Annotated in this window: 25 protein-coding genes and 1 pseudogene; 13 read left to right on the top strand and 13 right to left on the bottom strand. The window is 52.9% G+C overall.

Annotated features, from left to right (window positions below):
* Window positions 1-406: 406 nt before the first annotated feature.
* From ACOTZP_RS00400 to ACOTZP_RS00430, 7 genes and pseudogenes are all read left to right on the top strand, one after another.
* Entirely contained in the window at window positions 407-1,054 is a 648-nt protein-coding gene (locus tag ACOTZP_RS00400) for a YchE family NAAT transporter (RefSeq protein ID WP_017384236.1), read from the top strand.
* Window positions 1,055-1,823: 769 nt separating this feature from the next.
* Window positions 1,824-3,455 (top strand): oligopeptide ABC transporter substrate-binding protein OppA, encoded by a 1,632-nt coding sequence (gene oppA, locus ACOTZP_RS00405; protein ID WP_023300277.1) that lies wholly within the window; start codon window positions 1,824-1,826, stop codon window positions 3,453-3,455.
* A gap of 82 nt (window positions 3,456-3,537) precedes the next feature.
* Window positions 3,538-4,458: an oligopeptide ABC transporter permease OppB gene (oppB, locus tag ACOTZP_RS00410; protein ID WP_003856738.1), complete on the top strand. Its 921-nt coding sequence runs from the start codon at window positions 3,538-3,540 to the stop codon at window positions 4,456-4,458.
* A 12-nt stretch (window positions 4,459-4,470) separates the two neighbouring features.
* Entirely contained in the window at window positions 4,471-5,379 is a 909-nt protein-coding gene (oppC, locus tag ACOTZP_RS00415) for an oligopeptide ABC transporter permease OppC (protein WP_015570372.1), read from the top strand.
* A gap of 11 nt (window positions 5,380-5,390) precedes the next feature.
* On the top strand, window positions 5,391-6,404 hold the full coding sequence (locus tag ACOTZP_RS00420) for an ABC transporter ATP-binding protein (protein ID WP_017384234.1): 1,014 nt from the start codon (window positions 5,391-5,393) through the stop codon (window positions 6,402-6,404).
* Window positions 6,401-7,405, top strand: coding sequence for a murein tripeptide/oligopeptide ABC transporter ATP-binding protein OppF (oppF, locus tag ACOTZP_RS00425; RefSeq protein WP_022648351.1), 1,005 nt, complete (start codon window positions 6,401-6,403; stop codon window positions 7,403-7,405). Before ACOTZP_RS00420 ends, oppF begins: the two co-directional genes overlap by 4 nt.
* Window positions 7,406-7,419: 14 nt before the next feature.
* Window positions 7,420-8,288: pseudogene (locus ACOTZP_RS00430) on the top strand (ion transporter).
* Between the two features lie 31 nt (window positions 8,289-8,319).
* Here the strand turns inward: ACOTZP_RS00430 and ACOTZP_RS00435 are convergent.
* Both ACOTZP_RS00435 and cls read right to left on the bottom strand, forming a co-directional pair.
* On the bottom strand, window positions 8,320-8,649 hold the full coding sequence (locus tag ACOTZP_RS00435; RefSeq protein WP_006810881.1) for an HI1450 family dsDNA-mimic protein: 330 nt from the start codon (window positions 8,647-8,649) through the stop codon (window positions 8,320-8,322).
* Between the two features lie 33 nt (window positions 8,650-8,682).
* Complete coding sequence (gene cls / locus ACOTZP_RS00440) at window positions 8,683-10,143, bottom strand: cardiolipin synthase (RefSeq protein WP_022648349.1); 1,461 nt, start codon at window positions 10,141-10,143, stop codon at window positions 8,683-8,685.
* A 143-nt stretch (window positions 10,144-10,286) separates the two neighbouring features.
* Between cls and ACOTZP_RS00445 the strand changes: the two genes are divergently transcribed.
* From ACOTZP_RS00445 to leuE, 4 genes are all read left to right on the top strand, one after another.
* A complete protein-coding gene (locus ACOTZP_RS00445; protein WP_017384232.1) occupies window positions 10,287-10,460 on the top strand; it encodes a YciY family protein in 174 nt (57 codons plus the stop codon).
* 118 nt (window positions 10,461-10,578) lie between these two features.
* Window positions 10,579-10,707, top strand: coding sequence for a KPN_01571 family protein (locus ACOTZP_RS00450; RefSeq protein WP_209662595.1), 129 nt, complete (start codon window positions 10,579-10,581; stop codon window positions 10,705-10,707).
* A gap of 11 nt (window positions 10,708-10,718) precedes the next feature.
* Window positions 10,719-11,129, top strand: coding sequence for an Exc2 family lipoprotein (locus ACOTZP_RS00455; RefSeq protein ID WP_022648348.1), 411 nt, complete (start codon window positions 10,719-10,721; stop codon window positions 11,127-11,129).
* A 67-nt stretch (window positions 11,130-11,196) separates the two neighbouring features.
* Entirely contained in the window at window positions 11,197-11,832 is a 636-nt protein-coding gene (gene leuE, locus ACOTZP_RS00460) for a leucine efflux protein LeuE (protein ID WP_006810877.1), read from the top strand.
* Between the two features lie 33 nt (window positions 11,833-11,865).
* Here leuE and ACOTZP_RS00465 read toward each other — a convergent pair whose 3' ends face one another.
* Entirely contained in the window at window positions 11,866-12,162 is a 297-nt protein-coding gene (locus tag ACOTZP_RS00465; protein WP_003856755.1) for a YciI family protein, read from the bottom strand.
* Window positions 12,163-12,383: 221 nt separating this feature from the next.
* Here ACOTZP_RS00465 and tonB point away from each other — a divergent pair, with 221 nt between their 5' ends.
* Window positions 12,384-13,106: a TonB system transport protein TonB gene (gene tonB, locus ACOTZP_RS00470; RefSeq protein WP_032622462.1), complete on the top strand. Its 723-nt coding sequence runs from the start codon at window positions 12,384-12,386 to the stop codon at window positions 13,104-13,106.
* A 38-nt stretch (window positions 13,107-13,144) separates the two neighbouring features.
* On the opposite strand, the gene yciA is transcribed toward tonB, so the two are convergent.
* The 5 genes from yciA to ACOTZP_RS00495 all read right to left on the bottom strand — a co-directional run bounded on the left by yciA (window position 13,145) and on the right by ACOTZP_RS00495 (window position 17,732).
* Entirely contained in the window at window positions 13,145-13,540 is a 396-nt protein-coding gene (gene yciA, locus ACOTZP_RS00475) for an acyl-CoA thioester hydrolase YciA (RefSeq protein ID WP_022648341.1), read from the bottom strand.
* 98 nt (window positions 13,541-13,638) lie between these two features.
* On the bottom strand, window positions 13,639-15,825 hold the full coding sequence (locus ACOTZP_RS00480; protein WP_332976172.1) for a TonB-dependent siderophore receptor: 2,187 nt from the start codon (window positions 15,823-15,825) through the stop codon (window positions 13,639-13,641).
* Between the two features lie 180 nt (window positions 15,826-16,005).
* Entirely contained in the window at window positions 16,006-16,545 is a 540-nt protein-coding gene (locus tag ACOTZP_RS00485) for a septation protein A (RefSeq protein WP_003856762.1), read from the bottom strand.
* A 13-nt stretch (window positions 16,546-16,558) separates the two neighbouring features.
* Window positions 16,559-17,302, bottom strand: a complete 744-nt coding sequence (locus ACOTZP_RS00490) for a YciC family protein (protein WP_023300270.1) — start codon at window positions 17,300-17,302, stop codon at window positions 16,559-16,561.
* Window positions 17,303-17,327: 25 nt separating this feature from the next.
* On the bottom strand, window positions 17,328-17,732 hold the full coding sequence (locus ACOTZP_RS00495; RefSeq protein ID WP_045621607.1) for a YkgJ family cysteine cluster protein: 405 nt from the start codon (window positions 17,730-17,732) through the stop codon (window positions 17,328-17,330).
* Window positions 17,733-18,014: 282 nt separating this feature from the next.
* Here ACOTZP_RS00495 and ompW point away from each other — a divergent pair, with 282 nt between their 5' ends.
* A complete protein-coding gene (gene ompW, locus ACOTZP_RS00500; RefSeq protein ID WP_271074658.1) occupies window positions 18,015-18,647 on the top strand; it encodes an outer membrane protein OmpW in 633 nt (210 codons plus the stop codon).
* 286 nt (window positions 18,648-18,933) lie between these two features.
* Here ompW and yedF read toward each other — a convergent pair whose 3' ends face one another.
* The 5 genes from yedF to trpCF form a co-directional block, all read right to left on the bottom strand.
* Window positions 18,934-19,167, bottom strand: a complete 234-nt coding sequence (gene yedF / locus ACOTZP_RS00505; protein WP_003856774.1) for a sulfurtransferase-like selenium metabolism protein YedF — start codon at window positions 19,165-19,167, stop codon at window positions 18,934-18,936.
* The gene (gene yedE / locus ACOTZP_RS00510; RefSeq protein WP_271074659.1) at window positions 19,164-20,375 is read right to left on the bottom strand and encodes a selenium metabolism membrane protein YedE/FdhT; all 1,212 of its coding nucleotides are present in this window, start codon (window positions 20,373-20,375) and stop codon (window positions 19,164-19,166) included. Before yedE ends, yedF begins: the two co-directional genes overlap by 4 nt.
* A 174-nt stretch (window positions 20,376-20,549) precedes the next feature.
* On the bottom strand, window positions 20,550-21,359 hold the full coding sequence (gene trpA, locus ACOTZP_RS00515; protein ID WP_022648335.1) for a tryptophan synthase subunit alpha: 810 nt from the start codon (window positions 21,357-21,359) through the stop codon (window positions 20,550-20,552).
* Window positions 21,359-22,552 (bottom strand): tryptophan synthase subunit beta, encoded by a 1,194-nt coding sequence (gene trpB, locus ACOTZP_RS00520; RefSeq protein WP_022648334.1) that lies wholly within the window; start codon window positions 22,550-22,552, stop codon window positions 21,359-21,361. The genes trpA and trpB overlap by 1 nt, the downstream gene beginning before the upstream one ends.
* A gap of 10 nt (window positions 22,553-22,562) precedes the next feature.
* Window positions 22,563-23,921 carry a bifunctional indole-3-glycerol-phosphate synthase TrpC/phosphoribosylanthranilate isomerase TrpF gene (trpCF, locus tag ACOTZP_RS00525; protein ID WP_271074660.1) on the bottom strand — a complete coding sequence of 453 codons (1,359 nt, stop codon included), beginning with the start codon at window positions 23,919-23,921 and terminating at the stop codon, window positions 22,563-22,565.

The raw sequence follows: 23,921 nt of genomic DNA on the forward strand, positions 1-23,921 counted from the left end.
ATCCCACTTGCGTAACACACAGTAAAACAAAGGATTACTCACTGCTTCCGCTCACTAATTTACTAAAAGAGCCTTACCTTAGCATCATACCTTTTTGATAGGTGATCTCCCTGGCGGCGTAACCAAGATTACTCACTTCTGAGTACGAAAATTATGATCAAGATCAATTTTGTCCTAAGCTGATACCTTTCAGCAGGGTTATTTTGTGCTAATTATTCCAGTGTTAAATAATTAAGTAACTATTGGAAGTGGCGCTATCATTGATTATACAAATGTTTAACATCATGAATTGATAACGTTTTAGAACAGATTTCTGGTGAAGTGTGCGGCTAAAAAGCGTATCTTCAGCGCGGATTTATCATTACACGCTGTCTCTCCCTGACCATGCTCAATTGCGGAGCTTAATGTGATTCAAACGCTCTTTGATTTCCCTACATATTTCAAGTTTTTTATTGGCTTGTTTGCCCTGGTCAACCCGGTAGGGATTATCCCTGTCTTCATCAGTATGACCAGTTATCAGACAGCCGCCGCGCGAAATAAAACCAACCTGACGGCAAACCTGTCGGTGGCGATTATCTTGCTTACGTCTCTTTATCTGGGGGACGCCATTCTTCAGGTCTTCGGCATCTCGATTGATTCGTTCCGAATAGCAGGCGGGATCCTGGTGGTGACGATTGCCATGTCGATGATCAGCGGCAAGCTGGGGGAGGATAAACAGAATAAGCAGGAAAAATCAGAGACAGCTATCCGCGAGAGCATCGGCGTGGTGCCACTGGCACTGCCGCTGATGGCGGGCCCGGGGGCAATCAGTTCTACCATTGTATGGGGAACACGCTATCACAGCCTGATGCACCTGATTGGCTTCTCTGTCGCCATTGCCCTGTTCGCACTTTGCTGCTGGGGCGTATTTCGTATGGCGCCATGGCTGGTTCGCTTGCTGGGACAAACGGGCATCAACGTGATTACCCGTATCATGGGTCTGTTGTTAATGGCGTTAGGCATCGAATTTATCGTTACCGGTATAAAAAGTATATTCCCCGGATTAGTACACTGACTTTCGTTTGAAAGAGCGGAGCCAGCGGCTCCGTTTTTTTACGTGAATATCAGCAAATCATATAAATAAAGTTGAAATACGCACCAGCCATAATAAGTTCTACTAATAACCCTCTTTTGTTGATTTTCAAGAGGTTGTTTATTTTCAGTTTGCTTCTCTGCCCATAAATCCTTCAAACGCTCTGTTATTTTACTCACATGATACTCTGGGGCTTGCTGACAGATAACCGAAATGATATTAGTAATTTCGACGCTGACCCAGACGAATGTGCTAAATAATAACCAGATGTTAAATTTTCGTGAAAAATCGTCCGAATTTGTCATGTCATCGCACCAGTCACGAGAGAACTCTACAACTGAATGTATTGTAAGGGTTTTACTTGTTTTTGGCGTGAAAGGTGGTCGGCGGCATAGCTACGCCTGACTCCGTAAAAGAGAAATGCTTAACAAATTTGCAAAATGTATTGGCGAGAGTTGGCACCATTTGGTACTTTCCGGCCTTATATTTTGCGGCATTAAACAAGTTGATGAGAACTATTTTCATATAGACCTCACTTAAGCTTTCCAGCACACCTCACTGACAGGGGAGAGGTGTAAAGAATCGACGCAAGATCGCCGTACGAGCGGTCAGTAATAATGAAGTCGATGATAGCAAGAAGTAAAAAAAGAACCTGACAGCAGCAAAAAAAACTCCTGCGCTGTACAGGCCCCAACAGGGGATTACACAACTGGCGAAGGCCAGTCATAATAATGAGTGGAGTATCAACACAATGTCCATCATCACAAAAAAAAGTCTGGTAGCGGCGGGGATTTTAACTGCGCTAATCGCGGGCAACGCTGCAATGGCTGCGGACGTTCCTGCTGGTGTTCAGCTGGCTGAGAAGCAAACGCTGGTACGTAATAACGGTGCGGAAGTGCAGTCTCTTGATCCGCACAAAATTGAAGGTGTTCCAGAGTCTAACGTTAACCGCGATCTGTTTGAAGGTCTGCTGGTGACTGACGTAGACGGCCACCCGGCTCCGGGCGTGGCGGAAAAATGGGACAACAAAGATTTTAAAGTCTGGACCTTCCATCTGCGTAAAGATGCCAAATGGTCTGACGGTACGCCGGTTACCGCCGAAGATTTCGTCTATAGCTGGCAGCGTCTGGCGGATCCGAATACCGCCTCCCCGTACGCGAGTTACCTCCAGTATGGCCATATCGCCAATATTGATGACATCATCACGGGTAAAAAGCCAGTAACCGACCTGGGCGTAAAAGCCATCGATGCCAACACTTTTGAAGTGACGTTGAGCGAACCTGTTCCGTACTTCTATAAGTTGCTGGTTCACCCGTCCGTTTCTCCGGTACCAAAATCCGCGGTAGAAAAATTTGGTGAAAAATGGACGCAGCCTGCGAATATCGTGACCAACGGTGCATATAAGCTGAAGGACTGGGTCGTTAACGAGCGTATGGTGCTGGAGCGCAACCCGCAGTATTGGGATAATGCCAAGACGGTTATCAATCAGGTCACCTACCTGCCAATCTCTTCTGAGGTAACGGACGTAAACCGCTACCGCAGCGGCGAAATCGACATGACCTATAACAACATGCCGATTGAACTGTTCCAGAAGCTGAAAAAAGAGATCCCGAAAGAAGTGCACGTCGATCCGTATCTGTGCACCTACTATTATGAAATTAACAACCAGAAAGCACCGTTCACCGACGTACGTGTTCGTACCGCACTGAAGCTGGCTCTGGATCGCGACATTATCGTGAATAAAGTGAAGAATCAGGGCGACCTGCCGGCTTACAGCTACACCCCGCCTTACACCGACGGTATGAAGCTGGTTGAACCTGAATGGTTCAAATGGTCCCAGGAAAAACGTAACGAAGAAGCGAAAAAGCTGCTGGCTGAAGCGGGCTATACCGCCGACAAGCCGCTGACGTTTAGTCTGCTGTACAACACCTCCGATCTGCATAAAAAACTGGCTATTGCCGTCGCGTCAATCTGGAAGAAAAATCTCGGCGTGAACGTGAAGCTGGAAAATCAGGAATGGAAAACCTTCCTCGATACGCGCCATCAGGGAACCTTTGACGTGGCACGTGCAGGATGGTGTGCGGACTATAACGAACCGACCTCATTCCTGAACACCATGCTCAGCGACAGTTCGAACAATACCGCACACTATAAGAGCCCGGCGTTTGATAAGCTGATTGGCGATACCCTGAAAGTGGCAGATGACGCCCAGCGCGCCGATCTGTACGCGAAATCAGAACAACAGCTCGATAAAGACTCTGCGATCGTTCCGGTTTACTACTACGTTAACGCCCGCCTGGTGAAACCATGGGTAGGGGGTTATACCGGTAAAGACCCGTTGGATAATATTTCCGTTAAGAATCTTTATATTATCAAGCATTAATGGCAATACGTGGGGCGAGCGAGCTTGCCCCACTGTGTCTATTTTGTAACATTCATCAGGCACACGCCAGAAGGTACGGGCAATGTTGAAATTTATCCTGCGTCGCTGTCTTGAAGCGATTCCAACGTTATTTATTCTAATTACAATTTCCTTCTTTATGATGCGTCTTGCGCCGGGCAGTCCTTTTACCGGTGAACGCACGCTTCCGCCAGAAGTTATGGCCAACATCGAAGCGAAATATCATTTAAACGATCCTATCACCACGCAGTACTTCAACTATCTGAAGCAACTTGCACACGGTGATTTTGGTCCGTCATTCAAATATAAAGACTATTCCGTTAACGACCTGGTGGCGTCCAGCTTCCCGGTATCGGCTAAATTAGGGGCTGCTGCATTTATCCTGGCCGTTGTTCTCGGTGTCACTGCGGGTGTTATCGCCGCACTAAAACAAAATACCCGATGGGATTACGCCGTAATGGGGGTCGCAATGACCGGGGTGGTTATCCCCAGCTTCGTTGTCGCGCCGTTGCTGGTCATGATATTCGCGATAACCCTTAAATGGCTGCCCGGGGGCGGCTGGAATGGCGGGGCGCTGAAGTTCATGATATTGCCGATGGTGGCATTATCTCTGGCCTACATTGCCAGTATCGCCCGTATTACGCGTGGTTCAATGATTGAAGTCCTGCATTCGAACTTTATCCGTACCGCCCGAGCGAAAGGGTTGCCGATGCGTCGGATTATTTTCCGTCACGCTCTCAAGCCTGCACTGTTACCGGTGCTCTCCTATATGGGTCCTGCATTCGTCGGCATTATTACGGGTTCAATGGTGATTGAAACCATTTATGGCCTGCCGGGCATCGGGCAGTTGTTTGTTAACGGGGCGCTTAACCGAGACTATTCGCTGGTGCTGAGCCTGACGATCCTCGTGGGCGCGCTGACCATTCTGTTTAATGCCGTTGTCGATGTGCTGTATGCCGTTATCGATCCGAAAATCCGTTACTAACTGGAGCACGCCATGATGTTGAGTAAGAAAAACAGCGAGGCGCTGGAAAACTTCAGTGAAAAGCTGGAGGTCGAAGGTCGTAGCCTTTGGCAAGACGCCCGCCGTCGTTTTATGCATAACCGTGCCGCCGTTGCCAGCCTGGTCGTGCTGGTGCTTATCGCGCTGTTCGTAACCCTGGCACCAATGCTCTCTCAGTTCACCTATTTCGATACGGACTGGGGCATGATGTCCAGCGCGCCGGATATGGAATCCGGGCACTATTTCGGTACCGACTCCTCCGGGCGTGATTTGCTGGTGCGTGTGGCGATTGGCGGCCGTATCTCCCTGATGGTTGGCATCGCAGCGGCGCTGGTGGCGGTAATTGTCGGCACGCTTTACGGTTCGCTTTCCGGTTACCTCGGCGGGAAAGTGGACTCCGTGATGATGCGTATGCTTGAAATCCTGAACTCCTTCCCGTTCATGTTCTTCGTCATTCTGCTGGTGACCTTCTTTGGTCAAAATATCCTGCTGATCTTCGTGGCGATCGGGATGGTGTCCTGGCTGGATATGGCGCGTATTGTGCGCGGCCAGACGCTGAGCCTTAAACGTAAGGAGTTTATCGAAGCCGCACAGGTTGGTGGCGTTTCTACCGCCAATATTGTGGTGCGTCATATCGTTCCTAACGTGCTGGGCGTGGTGGTGGTATACGCCTCCCTGCTGGTGCCAAGTATGATCTTGTTTGAATCTTTCCTGAGCTTCCTGGGATTAGGTACGCAAGAGCCGTTGAGTAGCTGGGGCGCTCTGTTAAGTGACGGCGCAAACTCCATGGAAGTGTCACCGTGGTTACTGCTGTATCCGGCGGGCTTCCTGGTCGTCACCCTGTTCTGTTTCAACTTTATCGGCGATGGCCTGCGTGATGCCCTCGACCCGAAAGACCGTTAAGGAGCGCCGTCATGACCATTATTGAAACGGCAACCGCGCCACAGGCGCAACAGCGGACCAGCGCACTGCTGGACGTTAAAGACCTCCGCGTGACGTTTAAAACCCCCGACGGTGATGTGACTGCCGTTAACGATCTCAACTTCGACCTGCGTGCCGGTGAAACGCTGGGCATTGTGGGCGAATCCGGTTCCGGTAAATCCCAGACCGCATTCGCGCTGATGGGCCTGCTGGCATCAAACGGCGTGATAGGGGGTTCGGCGACGTTTAACGGGAAAGAGATCCTGAATTTGCCGGAACATGAGCTGAACAAGCTGCGCGCCGAGCAGATTTCAATGATTTTCCAGGATCCGATGACCTCCCTGAACCCCTATATGCGGGTGGGTGAACAGCTGATGGAAGTGCTGATGCTCCACAAGGGGCTGGGCAAAGCCGAAGCGTTTGAAGAGTCCGTCAAAATGCTGGATGCGGTGAAAATGCCTGAAGCACGCAAGCGCATGCGCATGTATCCGCACGAGTTCTCCGGCGGTATGCGTCAGCGAGTCATGATCGCGATGGCATTGCTTTGCCGGCCAAAACTGCTGATCGCTGATGAACCAACCACCGCCCTTGACGTGACCGTCCAGGCGCAGATCATGACGTTGCTGAACGAGCTGAAGCGTGAGTTCAACACCGCCATCATCATGATCACCCACGATTTAGGCGTCGTTGCCGGGATCTGCGACAAAGTGTTAGTCATGTATGCAGGCCGCACGATGGAATACGGTAATGCCCGCGATGTGTTCTACCAGCCAGCCCACCCGTACTCTATCGGGCTGCTGAATGCCGTACCGCGCCTCGATGCGGAAGGGGAGTCGCTGCTGACTATCCCGGGCAACCCGCCAAACCTGCTGCGTTTGCCAAAAGGCTGCCCGTTCCAGCCACGCTGTCCGCATGCGATGGAAATCTGTAACAGCGCACCGCCGCTGGAAGCGTTTGCCCCAGGCCGTCTACGCGCCTGCTTTAAGCCGCTGGAGGAGCTGGTATGAACGCAATCGACGAAAAAAGAAATGTGCTGCTCGAAATCGCTGACCTGAAGGTCCATTTCGATATCAAAGACGGTAAACAGTGGTTCTGGCAGCCAGCCAAAACCCTGAAAGCGGTGGATGGCGTCACGCTACGCCTGTACGAAGGGGAGACTCTGGGCGTGGTGGGCGAATCCGGCTGCGGCAAGTCGACGTTTGCGCGTGCGATCATCGGCCTGGTGAAAGCCACCGACGGGAAAGTGGCCTGGCTTGGCAAAGATCTGCTGGGGATGAAGCCGGATGAATGGCGCAATGTGCGCAGTGATATCCAGATGATTTTCCAGGATCCTCTGGCGTCCCTGAACCCGCGTATGACCATTGGCGAAATCATTGCCGAGCCGCTGCGCACCTATCATCCGAAGATGCCGCGCCAGGAAGTTCGCGATCGGGTGAAAGCGATGATGCTGAAGGTGGGTCTGTTGCCTAACCTCATCAACCGCTACCCTCACGAGTTTTCCGGCGGTCAGTGCCAGCGTATCGGTATCGCACGCGCGTTGATCCTTGAACCGAAACTGATTATCTGTGATGAGCCGGTTTCGGCGCTGGACGTTTCCATCCAGGCCCAGGTGGTTAACCTGCTACAGAAATTGCAACGGGAAATGGGGCTGTCGCTGATCTTCATCGCCCACGATCTGGCGGTGGTAAAACACATTTCAGACCGTGTGCTGGTCATGTATCTGGGCCACGCCGTGGAACTGGGCACGTATGATGAGGTGTACCATAATCCGCTGCACCCTTATACCAAAGCGCTGATGTCTGCGGTTCCCGTTCCGGATCCCGATCTGGAAAAAAATAAAACCATTCAGCTTCTGGAAGGTGAACTGCCTTCGCCAATCAACCCGCCTTCAGGCTGCGTATTCCGTACGCGATGCCCAATAGCCGGGCCGGAATGTGCAAAAACACGGCCGGTTCTGGAGGGCAGTTTCCGACATGCGGTTTCCTGCCTGAAAGTAGACCCGTTATAATCGCAAGGGCTGACATGATGTCAGCCCTTATTTTTTAGAGGTTAATGTGTCGCGATTATTCACGTCGGCCCGTCAGCGGCTTTATCACCTTTTATTTGATCCAGAAACGGTTTCCGGTCGCCGTTTCGAGGGTCTGTGTGGCTTATTTGCGCTGATTAGCGTCATTATTATCTTTATCGAATCCGGTGCCGGAACGCAGTACCACATGACGTATGAGGAGTGGCACGTTTTTGTCTGGCTGGAATTGATCGTCACGCTGGTGTTTACCGCAGAGTATGTGCTGAGGGTCATTAGCTGGCCAAATCCGGCGAAATACGTTTTCAGCTTCTGGGGATTTATTGATTTAGCCACTATCCTGCCGCTGTATGTCATGTGGCTGTGGCCTGAGATCAGCCTGAATTATGTGTTTGCCTGGCGCGCAATGCGGGCGATTCGTGTGTTACGAATTCTGAAGCTGCTGCGCTTTATGCCGTCGCTGAGGGTTTTTTGGGTCGCCATTGTCAGCGCCCGCCACCAGCTTATTCTCTTCTATTCGTTTATTGCTATCGTGATGATCGTTTTTGGCTCCCTGATGTATTTAATCGAAGGGCCAAAATACGGGTTTACCACGCTTAATGCGTCGGTTTACTGGGCTATCGTCACGGTGACCACCGTGGGCTATGGCGATATTACACCGCATACGCCGCTCGGACGTATTGTGGCATCGATTCTTATTCTGATCGGTTATTCGGTAATAGCGATACCGACGGGGCTAATTACCACCCATATGAGCAGCGCCTTCCAGAACAGCAAGCAGCAACGCAAATGTCCGAATTGTCAGCAGGGAAATCATGAACCCGGGGCGCGGTTTTGTCACCGCTGTGGAAATGCCTTGCCGGATTAAATAAAAAAGGCTGCGCGGGCAGCCTTTTTTATTATTCGCGCCAGAGAATATGGCACAGCTTATGGTCTTTCTCGCGGCACAGCAGGACGCGGGCAAAGATGTCGTTAATTTCTCCGCCGTCTTCATCTGCCAGGCCAATTACCACCTCAGCGAAGAAGTCCGGGTTGAGATCAAAATCGACGTGTTCGGCCCAGTCTTCAGACGGATCGAACAGCTCAGCACCGCCACGCTCTTCAAATTGCAGGTTGAAAAGAATGACGTCAGCAGGGTCGAGATTATCGACCGCCAGCTCGAGAAAAATATCGTAGGCCTGTTCGAGCGTTTCGTCTTCGGTCAGGCGATTGTTCAGATCCATTTCCATGATGACTACCTGTTAAACATCGTTGGGCACGTTTTACAGCAACGGACTAAAGAAGTAAAACAGTCGTTCGGCAATTCGCTGCCACAGCGGACGTTTCGCCCACAGTCTGGCGTCCAGCAGGCGTGAGCGGGAGATATAATCATCCTGAACCGCCGCCAGATCGCCGCCGAAACCGGCGTCATCAATGACCAGCGTTATTTCAAAATTCAGCCACAGACTGCGCATATCGAGGTTGACGGTACCCACCAGGCTCAGCTCTCCGTCTACCAGCACGCTCTTGGTGTGTAACAGACCGCCTTCGAACTGATAGATTTTAACGCCCGCGGCCAGCAGCTCACTAAAGAACGCGCGACTTGCCCACCCGACCAGCAGCGAATCGTTCTTGCGCGGCATAATAATGCTCACATCCACTCCGCGCTGTGCTGCTGTACAGATGGCGTGCAGAAGGTCGTCGCTGGGGACGAAATAGGGCGTGGTCATGATCAGATATTCCCGCGCGGAGTACGCGGCGGTAAGCAGTGCCTGATGGATCAGATCTTCCGGGAAGCCAGGACCGGAGGCGATAGTGTGGATAGTGTGCCCGCTGGCTTCCTCAAACGGCATGATATTGCCATCCGGCGGCGGGGGAAGAATGCGTTTACCGGTTTCAATTTCCCAGTCGCACGAATAGACGATGCCCATAGAGGTTGCCACCGGGCCTTCCATGCGAGCCATCAAATCGATCCATTGCCCCACGCCGGAATCCTGTTTAAAGAAGCGGGGGTCGACCATGTTCATGCTGCCGGTGTAAGCGATATAGTTATCGATCAGAACCATTTTCCGGTGCTGACGAAGATCCATGCGGCGCAGAAAGACGCGCATAAGATTCACTTTCAGCGCCTCGACCACCTCGATACCGGCGTTGCGCATCATGCCTGCCCACGGGCTACGGAAAAAGGCCACGCTGCCGGCAGAGTCCAGCATCAGGCGGCAGTGGATACCGCGACGTGCAGCGGCCATCAGCGATTCGGCGACCTGGTCCGCCATGCCGCCCGGCTGCCAGATATAAAACACCATCTCGATATTATGCCGGGCGAGCTGGATATCACGGATCAGCGCCTGCATCACGTCATCGGAAGAGGTCATCAGTTGCAGCTGATTGCCTTTTACCCCAGCAATGCCCTGGCGGCGTTCGCACAGCTTGAACAAAGATGCGGCCACGCTGCTGTTCTCTTCGGCGAAGATATGCTTGCAGGCTTTAAGGTCGGCAAGCCATTTTGCCGTGGAGGGCCACATGGCACGGGCGCGTTCGGCCCGGCGTTTACCCAGATGAAGTTCACCGAAAGAGAGATAGGCGATGATGCCCACCAGCGGCAGAATGTAGATAATCAGAAGCCAGGCCATGGCGGAAGGCACCGCTCTGCGTTTCATCAGAATGCGCAACGTCACCCCGGCAATTAACAGCCAGTATCCTAAAATGACCAGCCAACTCACCACGGTGTAGAAGGTTGTCATAAATAAAAAATCCTTTTGAAAGCGTATTGTTATGAGTTTACGCATCAGGATTCATCTGGCAAATAAAAACGGCAGATAAAAGCGCTGGTTTGCCGCCTGCTTAGGCATATAATGGCATCTCTGTTAGAGAAAGAGTTGTAGACATGAAGCGCAGTAGAACTGAAGTAGGGCGCTGGCGCATGTTGCGACAGGTGAGTCGTCGTAAGGCTCGTTGGCTGGAAGCACAATCCCGCCGCAATATGCGTATCCACGCCATCAGAAAATGTGGCCTGAACAGACACCGTAACGCGCTGCTGTTCGCGGTCCAGGATATCTGAAAAGCATGAGGGGCACCGTAAAGGTGCCCATTAAACATCCAGACTATCAATCTTTGCAGTCTCCTCCCGTCTGTTTTCCACGATATACTACGCCCCCATAACGTCATGATATTAAAAGATGAATCCTTATCTCTGGATTTTTATTGCACTTTTGGCGCTGGATGCGCTCAGGGAAGGTTTAGGACTTTCGTCATTTTCCTCATTGGCAGATTATGTTTTTGCGTGGGGAATACATTGGCTTTATTAAAGGAAAAAAGGATGAACGTAAAAGTGATGGCAGCACTCTTCGGGATTGCAGTATTAAGCGGTTGTGCCAGTAGCAAAACCTCACCCGAACGGCACGCGTTTTATTTCGTGTCGCATCAGTCCAGCTTTACTGGCGGCAATTACACCTCCAGCGTGCAGAAAAATTATCACCTGAACGTAGCACAGTTCCGCGAGCTTTATGCCAGGGGCAAAGCTGACCGTGCGGAAGGGCGGACTCAGGCTGAAGCCAGTGAATACGCGCAAAGCATTCGCGATCAGCTGAAAGAAAATGCGAAGTCGCAGGAATTGTACGCAGGCAACGCGAAGGATAAATGGTCTTCGGACATGGACAGTAAAGACGCCATATTATTTGGTAACGAACTGGCCGCGACTTATCTTGATGGCTATAACGGCGTACAATAGCGCAACTGATTCAGGGGATACCGTTATTACCGGTATCCCCGCTGTTTTTGAGCAAAAGGAGTGAGACGTGTTTGCGGAGTTTGGTGTACTGAATTTCTGGACCTATGTTGTCGGCGCATTTTTTATCGTGCTGGTTCCAGGACCGAACACCTTGTTTGTGCTGAAAACAGGGATTGGCCACGGCGTTAAGAAAGGCTATCTGGCAGCCACCGGTGTGTTTATTGGTGATGCCGTGCTGATGTTTCTGGCCTGGGCGGGCGTTGCCGCGTTGATCCAGACCACTCCGGTATTATTTAATATTGTCCGCTATCTTGGGGCGTTTTATCTGCTGTGGCTCGGCGGAAAAATGCTCTGGTCCGTTATGACACGTCAAAAAAATGCGCACGAAAGTAGCGCCGAACCGGCAAGCGCGATCCTTAAGCGTTCGCTGGTGCTGAGCCTGACGAACCCGAAAGCGATTCTCTTTTACGTATCGTTCTTCGTGCAGTTCATTGATGTCAATGCGAAGAATACCGGCACGTCGTTCCTGATCCTCGCCACAACGCTTGAGCTGATCAGCTTCATGTACATGAGCTTCCTGATTTTCTCAGGCGCGTTTGTCACGCGTTACCTGAAAACCAAAAAGAAACTGGCGAAGCTGGGGAACGGGTTGATAGGCCTGCTGTTTGTTGGATTTGCGGCGAGGCTGGCGTCGCTGCACTGAATGAAGAAAAGGCTCCTGAGGGAGCCTTTCGTTTCAGAACACTTTTTTATACGGGCGAACCGTGACTTTCTCGTACACGCCGGCTGCGACGTACGGGTCTGCTTCTGCCCAGGCCTGCGCGGCTTCCAGAGATTCAAACTCGGCAATCACCGTGGAGCCGGTAAAACCCGCCGCGCCCGGATCGTTGCTGTCAACGGCAGGCATCGGGCCTGCGGTCAGCAACCGACCTTCATCCTGTAGCAGCTGTAAACGCGCCAGATGGGCAGGGCGAACGGAAAGACGTTTTTCCAGAGAATCAGGTACATCTTCAGCGTAAATCACATAAAGCACGGCAAAGCTCCTTAACCGGTAAAAGTGACATTTACGTTATGTGAAAGCACAAATGACTGCAATGTAAAGATAATAACAATGTTAAAACCCTGATCTGGATGCCCCTTTTTTGCCCTCTTATACGCTTAAATTGCGCCAGGACAAAGTGTCTTATTGAATATGATTGCTATTTGCATTTAAAATCGAGGTTCGGTTTTTTAACGTTGATGATTATGACTTCGATGACCCTTGATTTACCTCGCCGCTTTCCATGGCCGACGCTGCTTTCCGTCGTTATTCACGGTGCTGTCGTGGCGGGTCTGCTCTATACCTCGGTTCATCAGGTTATTGAAATGCCAGCGCCAGCGCAGCCAATTTCTGTGACCATGGTATCGCCCGCGGATCTTGAACCGCCGCAGGTTGCGCCGCCGCCGCCACAGCCCGTTGTTGAACCCGAGCCGGAACCCGAGCCGATTCCTGAACCGCCAAAAGAAGCGCCGGTGGTGATCCATAAGCCAGAGCCGAAACCTAAGCCGAAGCCAAAACCCAAGCCGGTCAAAAAGGTGGAAGAGCGTCCGAAACGCGAAGTGCGTCCGGTTGAGCCGCGTACCACGCAGCCGGTTGAAAATGCCGCCCCGTCACGTCCGCTGATGAGTAACACCACGACCGCGACAAAACCGACGGTAACGGCGCCAGCGGGCCCGCGCGCGCTGAGCCGTAACCAGCCGCAGTATCCGGCACGTGCTCAGGCGTTACGTATTGAAGGGCGTGTACGGGTAAAATTCGACGTTACGGCTGATGGACGTGTGGATAACGTGGAAATCCTGTCCGCACAGCCGGCGAATATGTTTGAACGCGAAGTTAAATCGGCCATGCGCAGGTGGCGTTATGAAGCCGGTAAACCCGGCAATGGGTTGATTGTAAATATTGTCTTCCGCCTGAACGGCGGGGCACAGATGGAATAAAAGAAGCCTCCGCAAGGAGGCTTTTTTTTACCTGAGGATCAGCTCCGTGGGAGCTGGCGGGGCTTACCGTCGCTATCCACTGCCACGTAGATGAACAGGGCCTCCGTCGCCTTATAGCGCTGACCAATCGGTTCAGAAGAGACTTTTTTCACCCATACTTCAATGTTAATGGAGATAGACGTATTGCCGCGTTTTACGCAGCGTGCGTAACAGCACACCACGTCCCCCACCGCGACAGGGCGCAGGAAGGTCATGCCATCGACCCGGACGGTTACCACGCGCCCGTGTGCAATCTCTTTTGCCAGGATTGCACCGCCCATATCCATCTGCGACATTAACCAGCCGCCAAAAATATCGCCATTGGCATTCGTATCCGCAGGCATTGCCAGTGTGCGTAAAACCAGTTCGCCCTGTGGGGCGTCATTTGTTGTCATTGTTTTTAAACTCGTAACTGAAGACTTCAGGCGGGATGCTACTATGATTTCTGGCTGGAGAGAATAGGGTTAGCGCCCGCAGCGCGGGCGCCTGAAGGTCAGAAGGACATGGTTACGCCAGCGTAATAGGCGCGGCCCGGTTCGTTATAGGTAGATGCACCGTCATTTTCACGGTAAATCTGCTTGTCAAAGAGGTTGCTGATGCCGGCATTCAGGCGCAGGTTTTTGGTCAGCTGATAGTTACTGCCGATACCCACGATGGAATACGCGCCGATCTCTCTGTTGGACATCGCATTTTCCTCTTTGCGGATTTCAGCGTTTTCTCTGGGCTTCTGGCGGCCGTACATCGTCCAGCTTACGTTGGCTGAAAGCTTGCTGTTAACCTCCCAGTCCAGCATGGTGTTGACGGTATATTTGGGGATAATCGACAACGGATTACCGGTGTCTTTACTTTCAGACTGAATCATATACGTCGCATTAGTACGCCAGGTTAGCGTGTCGCGAATAACAGGGACGGTGAGGTTGCCTTCCAGACCTTCAACAACGGCCTTACCGCCGTTCTCCCATTGCAGGATATTTGCGCCGCTGCTTGTCTGCCCCAGCACGTCCGTTCCTGAAACGATCTTGTTTTTGTAATCATTGCGGAACCAGGTAATTCCAGCCTCGTAGCCTTCCAGGGCAAAGGCCAGGCCGATCTCTTTGTTCACGCTGATTTCCGGATCCAGATCCGGGTTACCTAACAGGTAACAGCTTCCTTCGGAAACGTTATTCGGGCAGCCATTACCGCGGGTGGAAAGCAGATAGCCTTCGCTGGATTGATACAAGTTTGGCGCTTTAAATACCCGAGCGATACCCGCTTTAACCTTGAACATGTCACCCAAATCCTGAGAGAGGTTCAGGCTCGGACTCCAGTTGCTGCCAAATTGATTGTGATAATCAAAGCGGAGCCCTGGGATCAGGTTGGTGCCCTGACGCGCTTCAATATTGTCCTCAAAATAGATGCCGGTGAGGTCAGCGCTGTTTTTGCTGTTGCGCTCAGAAGCCGTGCCGGGAACGCCGTTAATCACTTCTCCCGACACATTTGTCGACTGCATTGAGGCCGGATCGTTCAGTTCATCACGGTTCCATTCTGCACCCACGGTTAGCGTCTGTTCGACCAGCCAGAAGAAAGGAATGTTCAGTTCACCCGTTGAACGGTATGACTCCAGCCGGCTGGTATCGTATTTATCGCTATTGATCATCCCTTCAACTTTGCCCGTAGAGCCTTCTTCCAGTCGGGTGTTGTTGGTCTTTTCATAATAAACCCCGAACTTTGACTGACCCCAGTCCCAGATGCCGTTGTGCGTAATGCCATAAGACTGGCGGTACATTCGGTTGGTTTCGTGTCCATACAGGGACGACACCAGACCGTCAGGGCTGACGTTGCTGTTGCTGTATTGAGTATCACCCGCGTAGATATTGCCCTGGCGGCTGTAGCTGTAGTCGAAATCGATAATCTGCTGTGGCGTGAGTTTCCAGGAGAGCAGGGCATTAATGTCCTTGTTACGTACGCCCTCTCGCCCGGCGGCGTAAGAGCCGTTTTGCGCGGTGTTGATGTCCTGAGCATCTGCGTCGGTTTTGTTGATGTTCCCGTACAGGCGCATCGTTAACGCATCGCCCGCGAGGGGGCCGCTCAGATCAAAATTAGCGCGTTTCGTCGCCCCCTCTTTATCATTTTCAGGCTGGTTAGTGTACAGGGAGAGGGAGCCGTGCCAGTCGTTGGACGGGCGTTTGGTAATGATGTTGACGACGCCGCCGGCAGCCCCCGAACCATAGCGGGCGGCAGCTGGTCCCCGGAGCACTTCTATACGCTCAACCATCTCTGGCGGAACCCAGTTGGTGTCCCCGCGGGTGTCGCGCTCCCCGCGCCAGCTGTAGCGCACCGAGTTACGTGACGTCACCGGCACACCGTCAATCAGAATCAGCGTGTTCTCTGGCCCCATACCGCGGATGTCGATCTGACGGTTGTTACCACGACTGCCTGTCGCGCTGTTTCCGGTGAGGTTAACCCCGGGCATTTTGCGAATAATTTCCGAAAGATCGTTAACCGGTGGATCCTTTTCTATGTCCTTTGCCGTGATGATGGAAACCCCCGGCTGTTGCTTTAGGGCCTCTTCGGCGGTTGCCTGAACGACCATTGTTTCACCATCGGCGAGAGGATCTTCCGCTGCGTGCGCGCTCTGGTATAGCGTTGAAAGAATGGCGAGTGTAAGTGTAGCCGGGGCAAATCTTATTATGTTATTCATCAACTCATTTCCATTTGTTAAAAATGCGATGAAGAATATTAATGATAGTGATTCTCATTACAATAAAGCGACAGCAATCTCCATAAAATCTTCATGATTCAGACATTTTCGCAGGAAGGTTGTGGAGAAAAGGGAAGGCGGGAAAAGAGGCCAGACCGCGTGACGATCTGGCCAGAAGGATCAGTGCTTGTCATCCTGCGGCATGTGGCGATAAATATAAACGCCGCTGAGCAGGGTGAAGATAAGGGTCAGCGCCGTCAGGCCAAACACCTTGAAGTTGACCCAGATATTCTGCGGCAGCCAGAATGCGATATAGATATTCGCCAGACCACACAGAATAAAAAATAGCGCCCAGGCGATATTCAGACGCCCCCACACAGCCTGCGGCAGCGTCAGTTCTTTCCCCAGCATGCGCTGGATCAGCGGCTTCTTCATCACCCACTGGCTGATGAGCAGCGCGCCCGCAAACAGGCCGTAAATCACTGTGACCTTCCATTTGATAAATTCATCATTGTGGAAGAACAACGTCAGACCACCAAACACCGCCACCATCAGGAAAGTGATGAGCGCCATCTTTTCAACTTTGCGATAGCGAACCCAGCTGTAAATCAGCACCACAGCCGTTGCCACAATCAACGCCAGCGTGCCGGCATAGATGTCGTACAACTTATAAAAAGCGAAAAATACGATCAGCGGTAAAAAATCAAGAAACTGCTTCATTCTGCGATCCCGGTTACTGACGAATTAACATGTACAGGCGGAACAAATAGACCAGCAGTACAGCTGAAATCAGATTGCTCAGCGTATTGGCGACAACCGCGCCGACGTTTGGCGTTAATACCGCAAAATTCGGCGCAAACAGCAACAGTAGAGTCTTGGCCAGCAACCAGCTGATAACGGCCGGGGCGACCAGACGCATATTCGCCCACGCGAGCCTTATACTGCTGCGCATGGCGGTGAAAATACCCATTTTGTCCTGCACAACCATTACTGGCGCAAATGAAAGCACGATAGCCAGCAGCACGCCCGGAACGACAACCAACATTATCCCCATCTGGACCAGCAGCGTGGTCAGGAAGATGAGGATAAACAGTTTCGGCAGCACCGGAGCACTGGCCCCGATGGCACGTAACGCGCTGACGCGTTGGCCGGCAGACACCAGCTGGATCATCAGCAACACGCCACCCGCCAGAATGGCGTTGCCGATCAGCCCCGAGAAGGTAGATGCCGCAGATGCACGCAGCAAGATTTGCTGTTGCTCTGGCGTCATATTCTGCACAAGGTCAAATAACCCTGCGCTGCCTGCAAGATGATCCCCCTGGCTCAGCGAGGCAATCTGTTCATCACTGGGTGAGAACGCATGACCCAGCACCACCGTAATAAAGGCGCACAACAACGCGATCAGTAAAAAAGTAACGAACTGATTGCGGAAAAAATTTCCCGTGTCACGGTAGACAGACTTCGCCGTGATAGACATGCACTCTCCTTGAGTATTGCAGGTGTTAATTAGCCGGCAATTGTACACCGGATAATACGCTGGTGGCAGCATCAAGGCTTGTATGGAAAAGCATATCTTTGTAAAGCGGCGGTAATCCATAGCGGGCGCGGGCGCGATTGCATGCCTCATTGACCTGCCCATCCACTCCCGACATCGCGAAAGTGCGACACGGGCTGGGGCGATCCGCGTAAATGGAACAGCGGGTGGATACCCCAGGTTCACCTTGCAGTGCCACACAGCGGCTCTGTTTTTGGTTGGTGCCGCGCATGCAACGCAGGAAAGGGGTCAAGGGTTCAGTGAGATCAACCGGAACGGTGCCGCCGCCATCGCTGGCTTCAGCCCAGTAGAAAGAGACTCGAAAATACGCACAACAGGCTCCGCACGTCATGCACGGGTTATGATCACTCATGGCACACCTGCAAAAGTAGAACGCATCAAATCAGATTGTGAGAGCGATAAATTATCCAGCCGCTACAGGAAGCGCAAGAGAGGAAAAACAGAAAATTTTTTAACTATGAAATGCCAAAAATTGACGCGGTAACAACTTATTGCTTTATGAGGCGTCACCAAAAATTAACCTAGATCAATGAATGTTAACTTACTGGTTTTAATGTGATCTGTGTTAGATCACTTATTACTCATTTGTGAGTATGTTCTCCTCCGCAATTAAAACCACAACGATGGAGCGGATATGAAAAAATTAGCGGTGGCAGCCCTTATCTTAAGCAGTCTCTCTGGCGGCGCGTACGCGCATGAAGCAGGTGAATTCTTTATTCGTGCCGGTTCGGCAACGGTGCGTCCAACGGAAGGTTCCGACAATGTACTGGGTATGGGCGGGTTTAACGTTAGCAATAACACCCAGTTAGGCCTGACATTCACGTATATGGCTACGGATAAAATTGGCGTTGAGCTTCTGGCCGCCACGCCATTCCGTCACCGCGTCGGTTTAGGGCCGACCGGGGACATTGCTACGGTGCACCATTTACCACCAACCTTGATGGCGCAGTGGTACTTCGCCGATTCCAGCAGCAAGTTACGCCCTTATATTGGTGCAGGCGTTAACTACACCACCTTCTTTGATGAGAAATTTAACGATACCGGTAAAGAGGCCGGGCTCTCCGATCTCAGCCTGAAAGACTCGTGGGGCATGGCGGGACAGGTTGGTCTGGATTATCTGATTAACCGTGACTGGCTGATCAACGCCTCTGTCTGGTATATGGACATTGATACGGACGTGCGCTTTAAAGCTGGCGGCCAGCAGCAAAGTATCAATACCCGTCTGGATCCGTGGGTATTTATGTTCTCAGCAGGCTATCGTTTCTGACAGAAGATATATCCCCTGTCAGCCGGTGATTGCTGTATGGTGGTTGTTCCACACACCTGGCTGGAGGGGATATCCCCAACATCAAATTTGAGTGTCCGGTTTGTGCAGGTAAACAGTTTCAGTTCACGACGTTCAGCCCAGCACATAGCCTACCTCACGGTGCTATCTGTTCCGTTTGCGGAACACGTCTCACCATTCATTCATGCCTGCCGAAGCTCAGACGACGACGGTGGCCAAAGCCAGTAAACTAGAAAAGGCCTCTGAGAGGCCTTTTTCGATCGTGAAATCACTTCTGAATTAAATAACGAATGGTTGGTCCGTCCTGCTGTATATCTAGCACGGTATAGCCGTGATTTTTGGCATCAAGCGGAATGTTATTGATCGACTGGGGGCAATCGCTCACCACTTCCAGAATTTCACCTTTCTTTAGCTGCGGTAGCGCTTCAAGCGTGGCGACGGCCGGGTAAGGGCAAGGTTCACCCACCATATCGAGACGATAATCAGGCACGATCTCTTTCATGCGGCATTCTCCTGAGTTTCAGTTTTGACGGTGACGCGTCGGAAGAAGCGCTTCTCTTGTGCAACAACCAGTAAGAAGGCGATAAGCAGCAGGGCGTAGGTCACCAGGAGTCCCCCGAGTGGACCAAAGGTTTTCAGCAGGTTGACCTTGTCCCAGTTTGTTGCCAGCACCGGAGAGACGTCATCCCAGTAGCAGGCCAGAAGGGTAGAGCCAATCACGTTACCCAGACCCACCCACCAGTAATGCACCTGGCCTTCCACAGCGCGATACATCCAGCCGGTTTCACACCCGCCCGCCAGCACGATGCCAAAACCAAACAGCAGCCCGCCAATGACCGCATTTGGGCCCGCCCACATGATTTTCGGTTCCACGCCGAGCTGAACGTAGCTGAAGATGCCGATCGCGCTCACGGCCATACCGGCAATGATCGCCTTCGCCATCATGGTTCGTCCGGTGATCCACATATCGCGAAACGCGGAGGTAAAGCAGATCTGCGCGCGTTCAATCAGCAGACCAAAGCCGACGCCGAACAGCATGGCCAGACCGAGTTTGGGCTGATTCATTGCCGTGCAAATCGCCCAGGCAACCATAGCAAAAAAGACCAGCATACCAAGGCGGAAACGACGACGCGCCTGATCGGGTTTTTGCGTTAACGGAGAGGCAGCGCTAACTTTCGTCATTTTCACCGGAATGCGGAACAGCGGCAGCAGGGTGAATTTAGCACCGAAGTAGGAGCCGATGGCGGTGGCGACGGCAAAGAACCAGGCATGCAGCGAGAACTGCGGAATGCCGGTAAAGAACGCGGCCAGATTACAGCCCATCGCCAGACGAGCGCCAAACCCGGCAATGATACCGCCGACTACGGCCTGCATAATGCGGATGCGGCTTTTCGGCATGCGCAACTTAACGTTGTTGGCCCACAGCGCGGCCGCAAAACAGCCGCCGAACATGCCAATGATCATCATCCCGTCGATGCGGGTCAGCGGTGTGCCCTCAAGATGGATTAGTTTGAAGTAGCCCCACTCTTCGGCATGGACGCCTGCCAGCTGTAATAGCTGCCCACCCCAGCGGGTAAACTCGCCCGTAACAGCCCAGAAGGTGCCGGTAATACCGAAATAATAGGTAGAGAGAATGCCTGCCGCGATAACGGCCGGAACAGGTGACCAGAACTTAACCAGGTAAGTCTGTTTGAAGGAATGCCAGGACATGAATAACCTCTGAACTCAGAAGGGTAACGCTAAAAAGAGCCCAGATCATACGCTTACGCGAAAGTTTGAAAAGTCATTCACACCGAAAATATCGACAGGATCAATTTTGACCTGCTTCTTTCAGGAAGAGATAAGGGAAAACCGCCTGACGCCGGGGCCAGACGGTGTTAACGGTTACGCCTTGTGTGTGGCCGCTTTCATGGATGTGACGAATGCGTGTAACTCAGCCAGCATCTGCTCTGGCTTATCCACATTCTTCTCGATGATTTTCACGATAGCCGAACCGGAAATGGCCCCGGCGGCTTTCGCGTCAATCGCCGCAGTAACCTGATCCGGAGAGGAAATCCCAAAGCCCTGAAGCGGCGGTGCAGCATGGTATTCTGCCAGCTTCTCCACCAGATGATGCAGCGGAAGCGCGGCTTTGTTTTCCGCACCGGTGACGCCCGCACGGGAGAGCAGGTAGGTGTAACCCCGTCCGTAAGAGGCAATCTGGCGCAACAGATCGTCATCGGCATTCGGTGGACAGATGAAAATCGGCGCGACGTTGTGGCGCATCGCCGCCTGACGGAACGGCGCAGACTCTTCAACGGGCACGTCAGCCACCAGCACGGAGTCAACGCCCACGCGGGCGCACTCTGCGTAAAACGCATCAATACCGCGGCTGAACACCAGGTTGGCGTACATCAGCAGGCCGATCGGAATGGTCGGGTGCTTCTGGCGAATCGCCGCCAGCATTTCGAAGCACTGGCCCGGCGTCACGCCCGCAGCAAACGCGCGAAGCGTCGCGTTCTGGATGGTCGGGCCATCCGCCAGCGGATCGGAGAACGGAATCCCCAACTCCAGCGCGTCGGCACCGGCGTCAATCAGGGTATCGATAATCTTCAGCGACAGCTCTGGACCGGGGTCGCCCAGCGTCACGAAGGGAACGAAAGCGCCTTCCTGGCGGGCTTTCAGTTGTGCAAATGCGTTGTCGTAGCGTTCCATCAGATTTCCCCTCGTGCTTTCAGAATATCGTGAACGGTGAAAATATCTTTGTCACCGCGACCGGAAAGGTTTACCACCAGCAGCTGCTCTTTTTCCGGGTTTTCCTTCATCATTTTCAGCGCGTGTGCCAGCGCGTGGGAAGACTCCAGCGCCGGGATGATCCCTTCATTGCGGCACAGCGTTTTGAAGGCCTCCAGCGCTTCGTCATCAGTGATGGAGACATAATCCGCGCGGCCGGTGCTGTTGAGGAACGCGTGCTGCGGCCCTACGGACGGGAAATCCAGCCCGGCTGAAATTGAGTAAGACTCCTCAATCTGCCCTTCATCGGTCTGCATCATCGGGGCCTTCATGCCGAAATAGATCCCCACGCGACCATGCTTCAGCGGCGCACCGTGCTCGCCCGTTTCAATGCCGTGGCCGGCAGGCTCAACGCCAATCAGCCCAACGCTGGTTTCGTCGATAAAATCGGCAAACATGCCGATGGCGTTAGATCCGCCGCCAACGCAGGCGATCACCGCATCCGGCAGGCGACCCTCTTTTTCGAGGATCTGCGCTTTAGTCTCTTCACCGATCATGCGCTGGAATTCACGCACGATGGTCGGGAACGGGTGTGGGCCTGCCGCGGTACCGAGCATGTAGTGGGCGGTTTCGTAGCTGCCAGACCAGTCGCGCAGCGCTTCATTACAGGCATCTTTCAGCGTGGCAGAACCGCTGTGCACAGGGATCACTTCCGCCCCCATCAGACGCATACGGAACACGTTAGGCGACTGGCGTTCAACGTCTTTCGCCCCCATATAGATGCGGCACTTCAGGCCGAGCAGGGCGCTGGCGAGGGCAGAGGCCACGCCGTGCTGGCCCGCGCCGGTTTCGGCGATAATTTCGGTTTTACCCATACGTTTGGCGAGCAGAGCCTGGCCAAGCACCTGATTAGTTTTATGCGCGCCGCCGTGCAGCAGATCTTCACGTTTAAGGTAGAGCGTGGTTCTGGTGCCTTCGGTCAGATTGCGGCATTTGGTCAGTGCCGTCGGACGACCGGCGTAGTTTTTCAGCAGGTCAGTAAACTCCGCCTGAAACGCCGGATCTTTCTGCGCGCTCACGAACGCTTCTTCCAGCTGGCGCAGCGCGGGCATCAGGATTTGTGGGACGTACATCCCACCAAACTCACCAAAATACGGGTTAAGTAATGTCGTCATCTTCTCTTCCTTAATATGCACGCAGAGTTTTAAATACCGATGCCAGCTTGCTGGCGTCTTTTATGCCCGGTTGGGACTCTACGCCTGAATTGAAATCGAGGCCGGCGCAGCCGGTTTTGGCTGCTTCCACACAGTTATCGGGGCTTAATCCCCCCGCCAGCAGGACATTGTCCAGCACTTCGCCACGCAGCAGTGACCAGTCGAAACGCTGCCCCGTGCCGCCCTGGCCGTTGTCGAGCACGTATTTATCAACATGCGTAAGGTTACGCGCGGGCAGGATGGCGCTAACGCTTTGCGCTTTCCAGATCTGAACCTGAGGTGCCAGAACATGTCGCAGAGCATCGATGTATGTCTGATCTTCATCGCCATGTAGCTGAACCGCGCTCAGGGATAACGCGTCCGCTTTCGCCGCAACGTCGTTAATATCCGCATTGCGGAACACGCCCACGTAGCTCAGTGGCGCAGCCGCAATCACCTTGCGCGCCTGTTCTTCATTAACGGCGCGAGGAGAGGACTCAACAAAGATCAGACCACCATAGATTGCGCCCGCCTCATACGCCGCCTGCGCATCCTGTTCACGGGTCAGGCCGCAAACTTTGTTCTCACCCAGCAGCACGCGGCGCACGGCCGCATTAAGATCGTCGTGTTCCATCATCGCGGAACCGATCAGGAAACCGTTGGCAAAGTGGCTGAGTTCGCGCACCTGAGCGTAGCTGTTGATTCCGGATTCGCTGATCACCGTGACGCCCGCACCCAGACGCGGCGCAAGCTGGCGCGTACGGTTGAGGTCAATCGACAGGTCGCGCAGGTCGCGGTTGTTAATGCCGACCACTTTGGCTTCCAGCGCGATGGCGCGCTCCAGCTCCTCTTCGTTGCTCACTTCGGTAAGCACGCCCATATTCAGGCTGTGCGCGACGGCGGAGAGCTGGCGATACTGTTCGTCATCCAGCACGGAGAGCATCAGCAGGCAGGCATCGGCCTGGTAAAAGCGCGCCAGCCAGATCTGATACGGATCGATAATAAAGTCTTTGCACAGAATCGGCTGCGGCGCGATGCCGCTGACTACGGGCAGAAAATCGAAGCTGCCCTGGAAATATTTCTCATCCGTCAGCACAGAAATGGCAGACGCATGATGCTTGTAGATACCGGCAATACGCGCCGGGTCGAAATCGTCACGGATCACGCCTTTGGACGGAGACGCTTTTTTACACTCCAGAATAAACGCGGTACGCGCGCCATGGAGGGCATCATAGAAACTACGGCTGCTCGGAACGACGTCATTCTGAAAACTGGCGAGCGGCTGCTGTTGCTTACGGGCTTCCACCCAGATGGCCTTATCGGCGACGATTTTCGCTAAAACGGTCTGCAT

Source organism: Enterobacter cloacae complex sp. SYL001, assembly GCF_049237025.1.
Lineage (GTDB): Bacteria > Pseudomonadota > Gammaproteobacteria > Enterobacterales > Enterobacteriaceae > Enterobacter > Enterobacter intestinihominis.

Bases quoted from the DNA above. Each gene is read 5' to 3' on its own strand.
- oppA (WP_023300277.1), top strand. From the start codon at position 1,824: ATGTCCATCATCACAAAAAAAAGTCTGGTAGCGGCGGGGATTTTAACT.
- oppB (WP_003856738.1), top strand. From the start codon at position 3,538: ATGTTGAAATTTATCCTGCGTCGCTGTCTTGAAGCGATTCCAACGTTA.
- oppC (WP_015570372.1), top strand. From the start codon at position 4,471: ATGATGTTGAGTAAGAAAAACAGCGAGGCGCTGGAAAACTTCAGTGAA.
- ACOTZP_RS00420 (WP_017384234.1), top strand. From the start codon at position 5,391: ATGACCATTATTGAAACGGCAACCGCGCCACAGGCGCAACAGCGGACC.
- oppF (WP_022648351.1), top strand. From the start codon at position 6,401: ATGAACGCAATCGACGAAAAAAGAAATGTGCTGCTCGAAATCGCTGAC.
- ACOTZP_RS00435 (WP_006810881.1), bottom strand. From the start codon at position 8,649: ATGGAAATGGATCTGAACAATCGCCTGACCGAAGACGAAACGCTCGAA.
- cls (WP_022648349.1), bottom strand. From the start codon at position 10,143: ATGACAACCTTCTACACCGTGGTGAGTTGGCTGGTCATTTTAGGATAC.
- ACOTZP_RS00445 (WP_017384232.1), top strand. From the start codon at position 10,287: ATGAAGCGCAGTAGAACTGAAGTAGGGCGCTGGCGCATGTTGCGACAG.
- ACOTZP_RS00450 (WP_209662595.1), top strand. From the start codon at position 10,579: ATGAATCCTTATCTCTGGATTTTTATTGCACTTTTGGCGCTGGATGCG.
- ACOTZP_RS00455 (WP_022648348.1), top strand. From the start codon at position 10,719: ATGAACGTAAAAGTGATGGCAGCACTCTTCGGGATTGCAGTATTAAGC.
- tonB (WP_032622462.1), top strand. From the start codon at position 12,384: ATGACCCTTGATTTACCTCGCCGCTTTCCATGGCCGACGCTGCTTTCC.
- yciA (WP_022648341.1), bottom strand. From the start codon at position 13,540: ATGACAACAAATGACGCCCCACAGGGCGAACTGGTTTTACGCACACTG.
- ACOTZP_RS00480 (WP_332976172.1), bottom strand. From the start codon at position 15,825: ATGAATAACATAATAAGATTTGCCCCGGCTACACTTACACTCGCCATT.
- ACOTZP_RS00485 (WP_003856762.1), bottom strand. From the start codon at position 16,545: ATGAAGCAGTTTCTTGATTTTTTACCGCTGATCGTATTTTTCGCTTTT.
- ACOTZP_RS00490 (WP_023300270.1), bottom strand. From the start codon at position 17,302: ATGTCTATCACGGCGAAGTCTGTCTACCGTGACACGGGAAATTTTTTC.
- ACOTZP_RS00495 (WP_045621607.1), bottom strand. From the start codon at position 17,732: ATGAGTGATCATAACCCGTGCATGACGTGCGGAGCCTGTTGTGCGTAT.
- ompW (WP_271074658.1), top strand. From the start codon at position 18,015: ATGAAAAAATTAGCGGTGGCAGCCCTTATCTTAAGCAGTCTCTCTGGC.
- yedF (WP_003856774.1), bottom strand. From the start codon at position 19,167: ATGAAAGAGATCGTGCCTGATTATCGTCTCGATATGGTGGGTGAACCT.
- yedE (WP_271074659.1), bottom strand. From the start codon at position 20,375: ATGTCCTGGCATTCCTTCAAACAGACTTACCTGGTTAAGTTCTGGTCA.
- trpA (WP_022648335.1), bottom strand. From the start codon at position 21,359: ATGGAACGCTACGACAACGCATTTGCACAACTGAAAGCCCGCCAGGAA.
- trpB (WP_022648334.1), bottom strand. From the start codon at position 22,552: ATGACGACATTACTTAACCCGTATTTTGGTGAGTTTGGTGGGATGTAC.
- trpCF (WP_271074660.1), bottom strand. From the start codon at position 23,921: ATGCAGACCGTTTTAGCGAAAATCGTCGCCGATAAGGCCATCTGGGTG.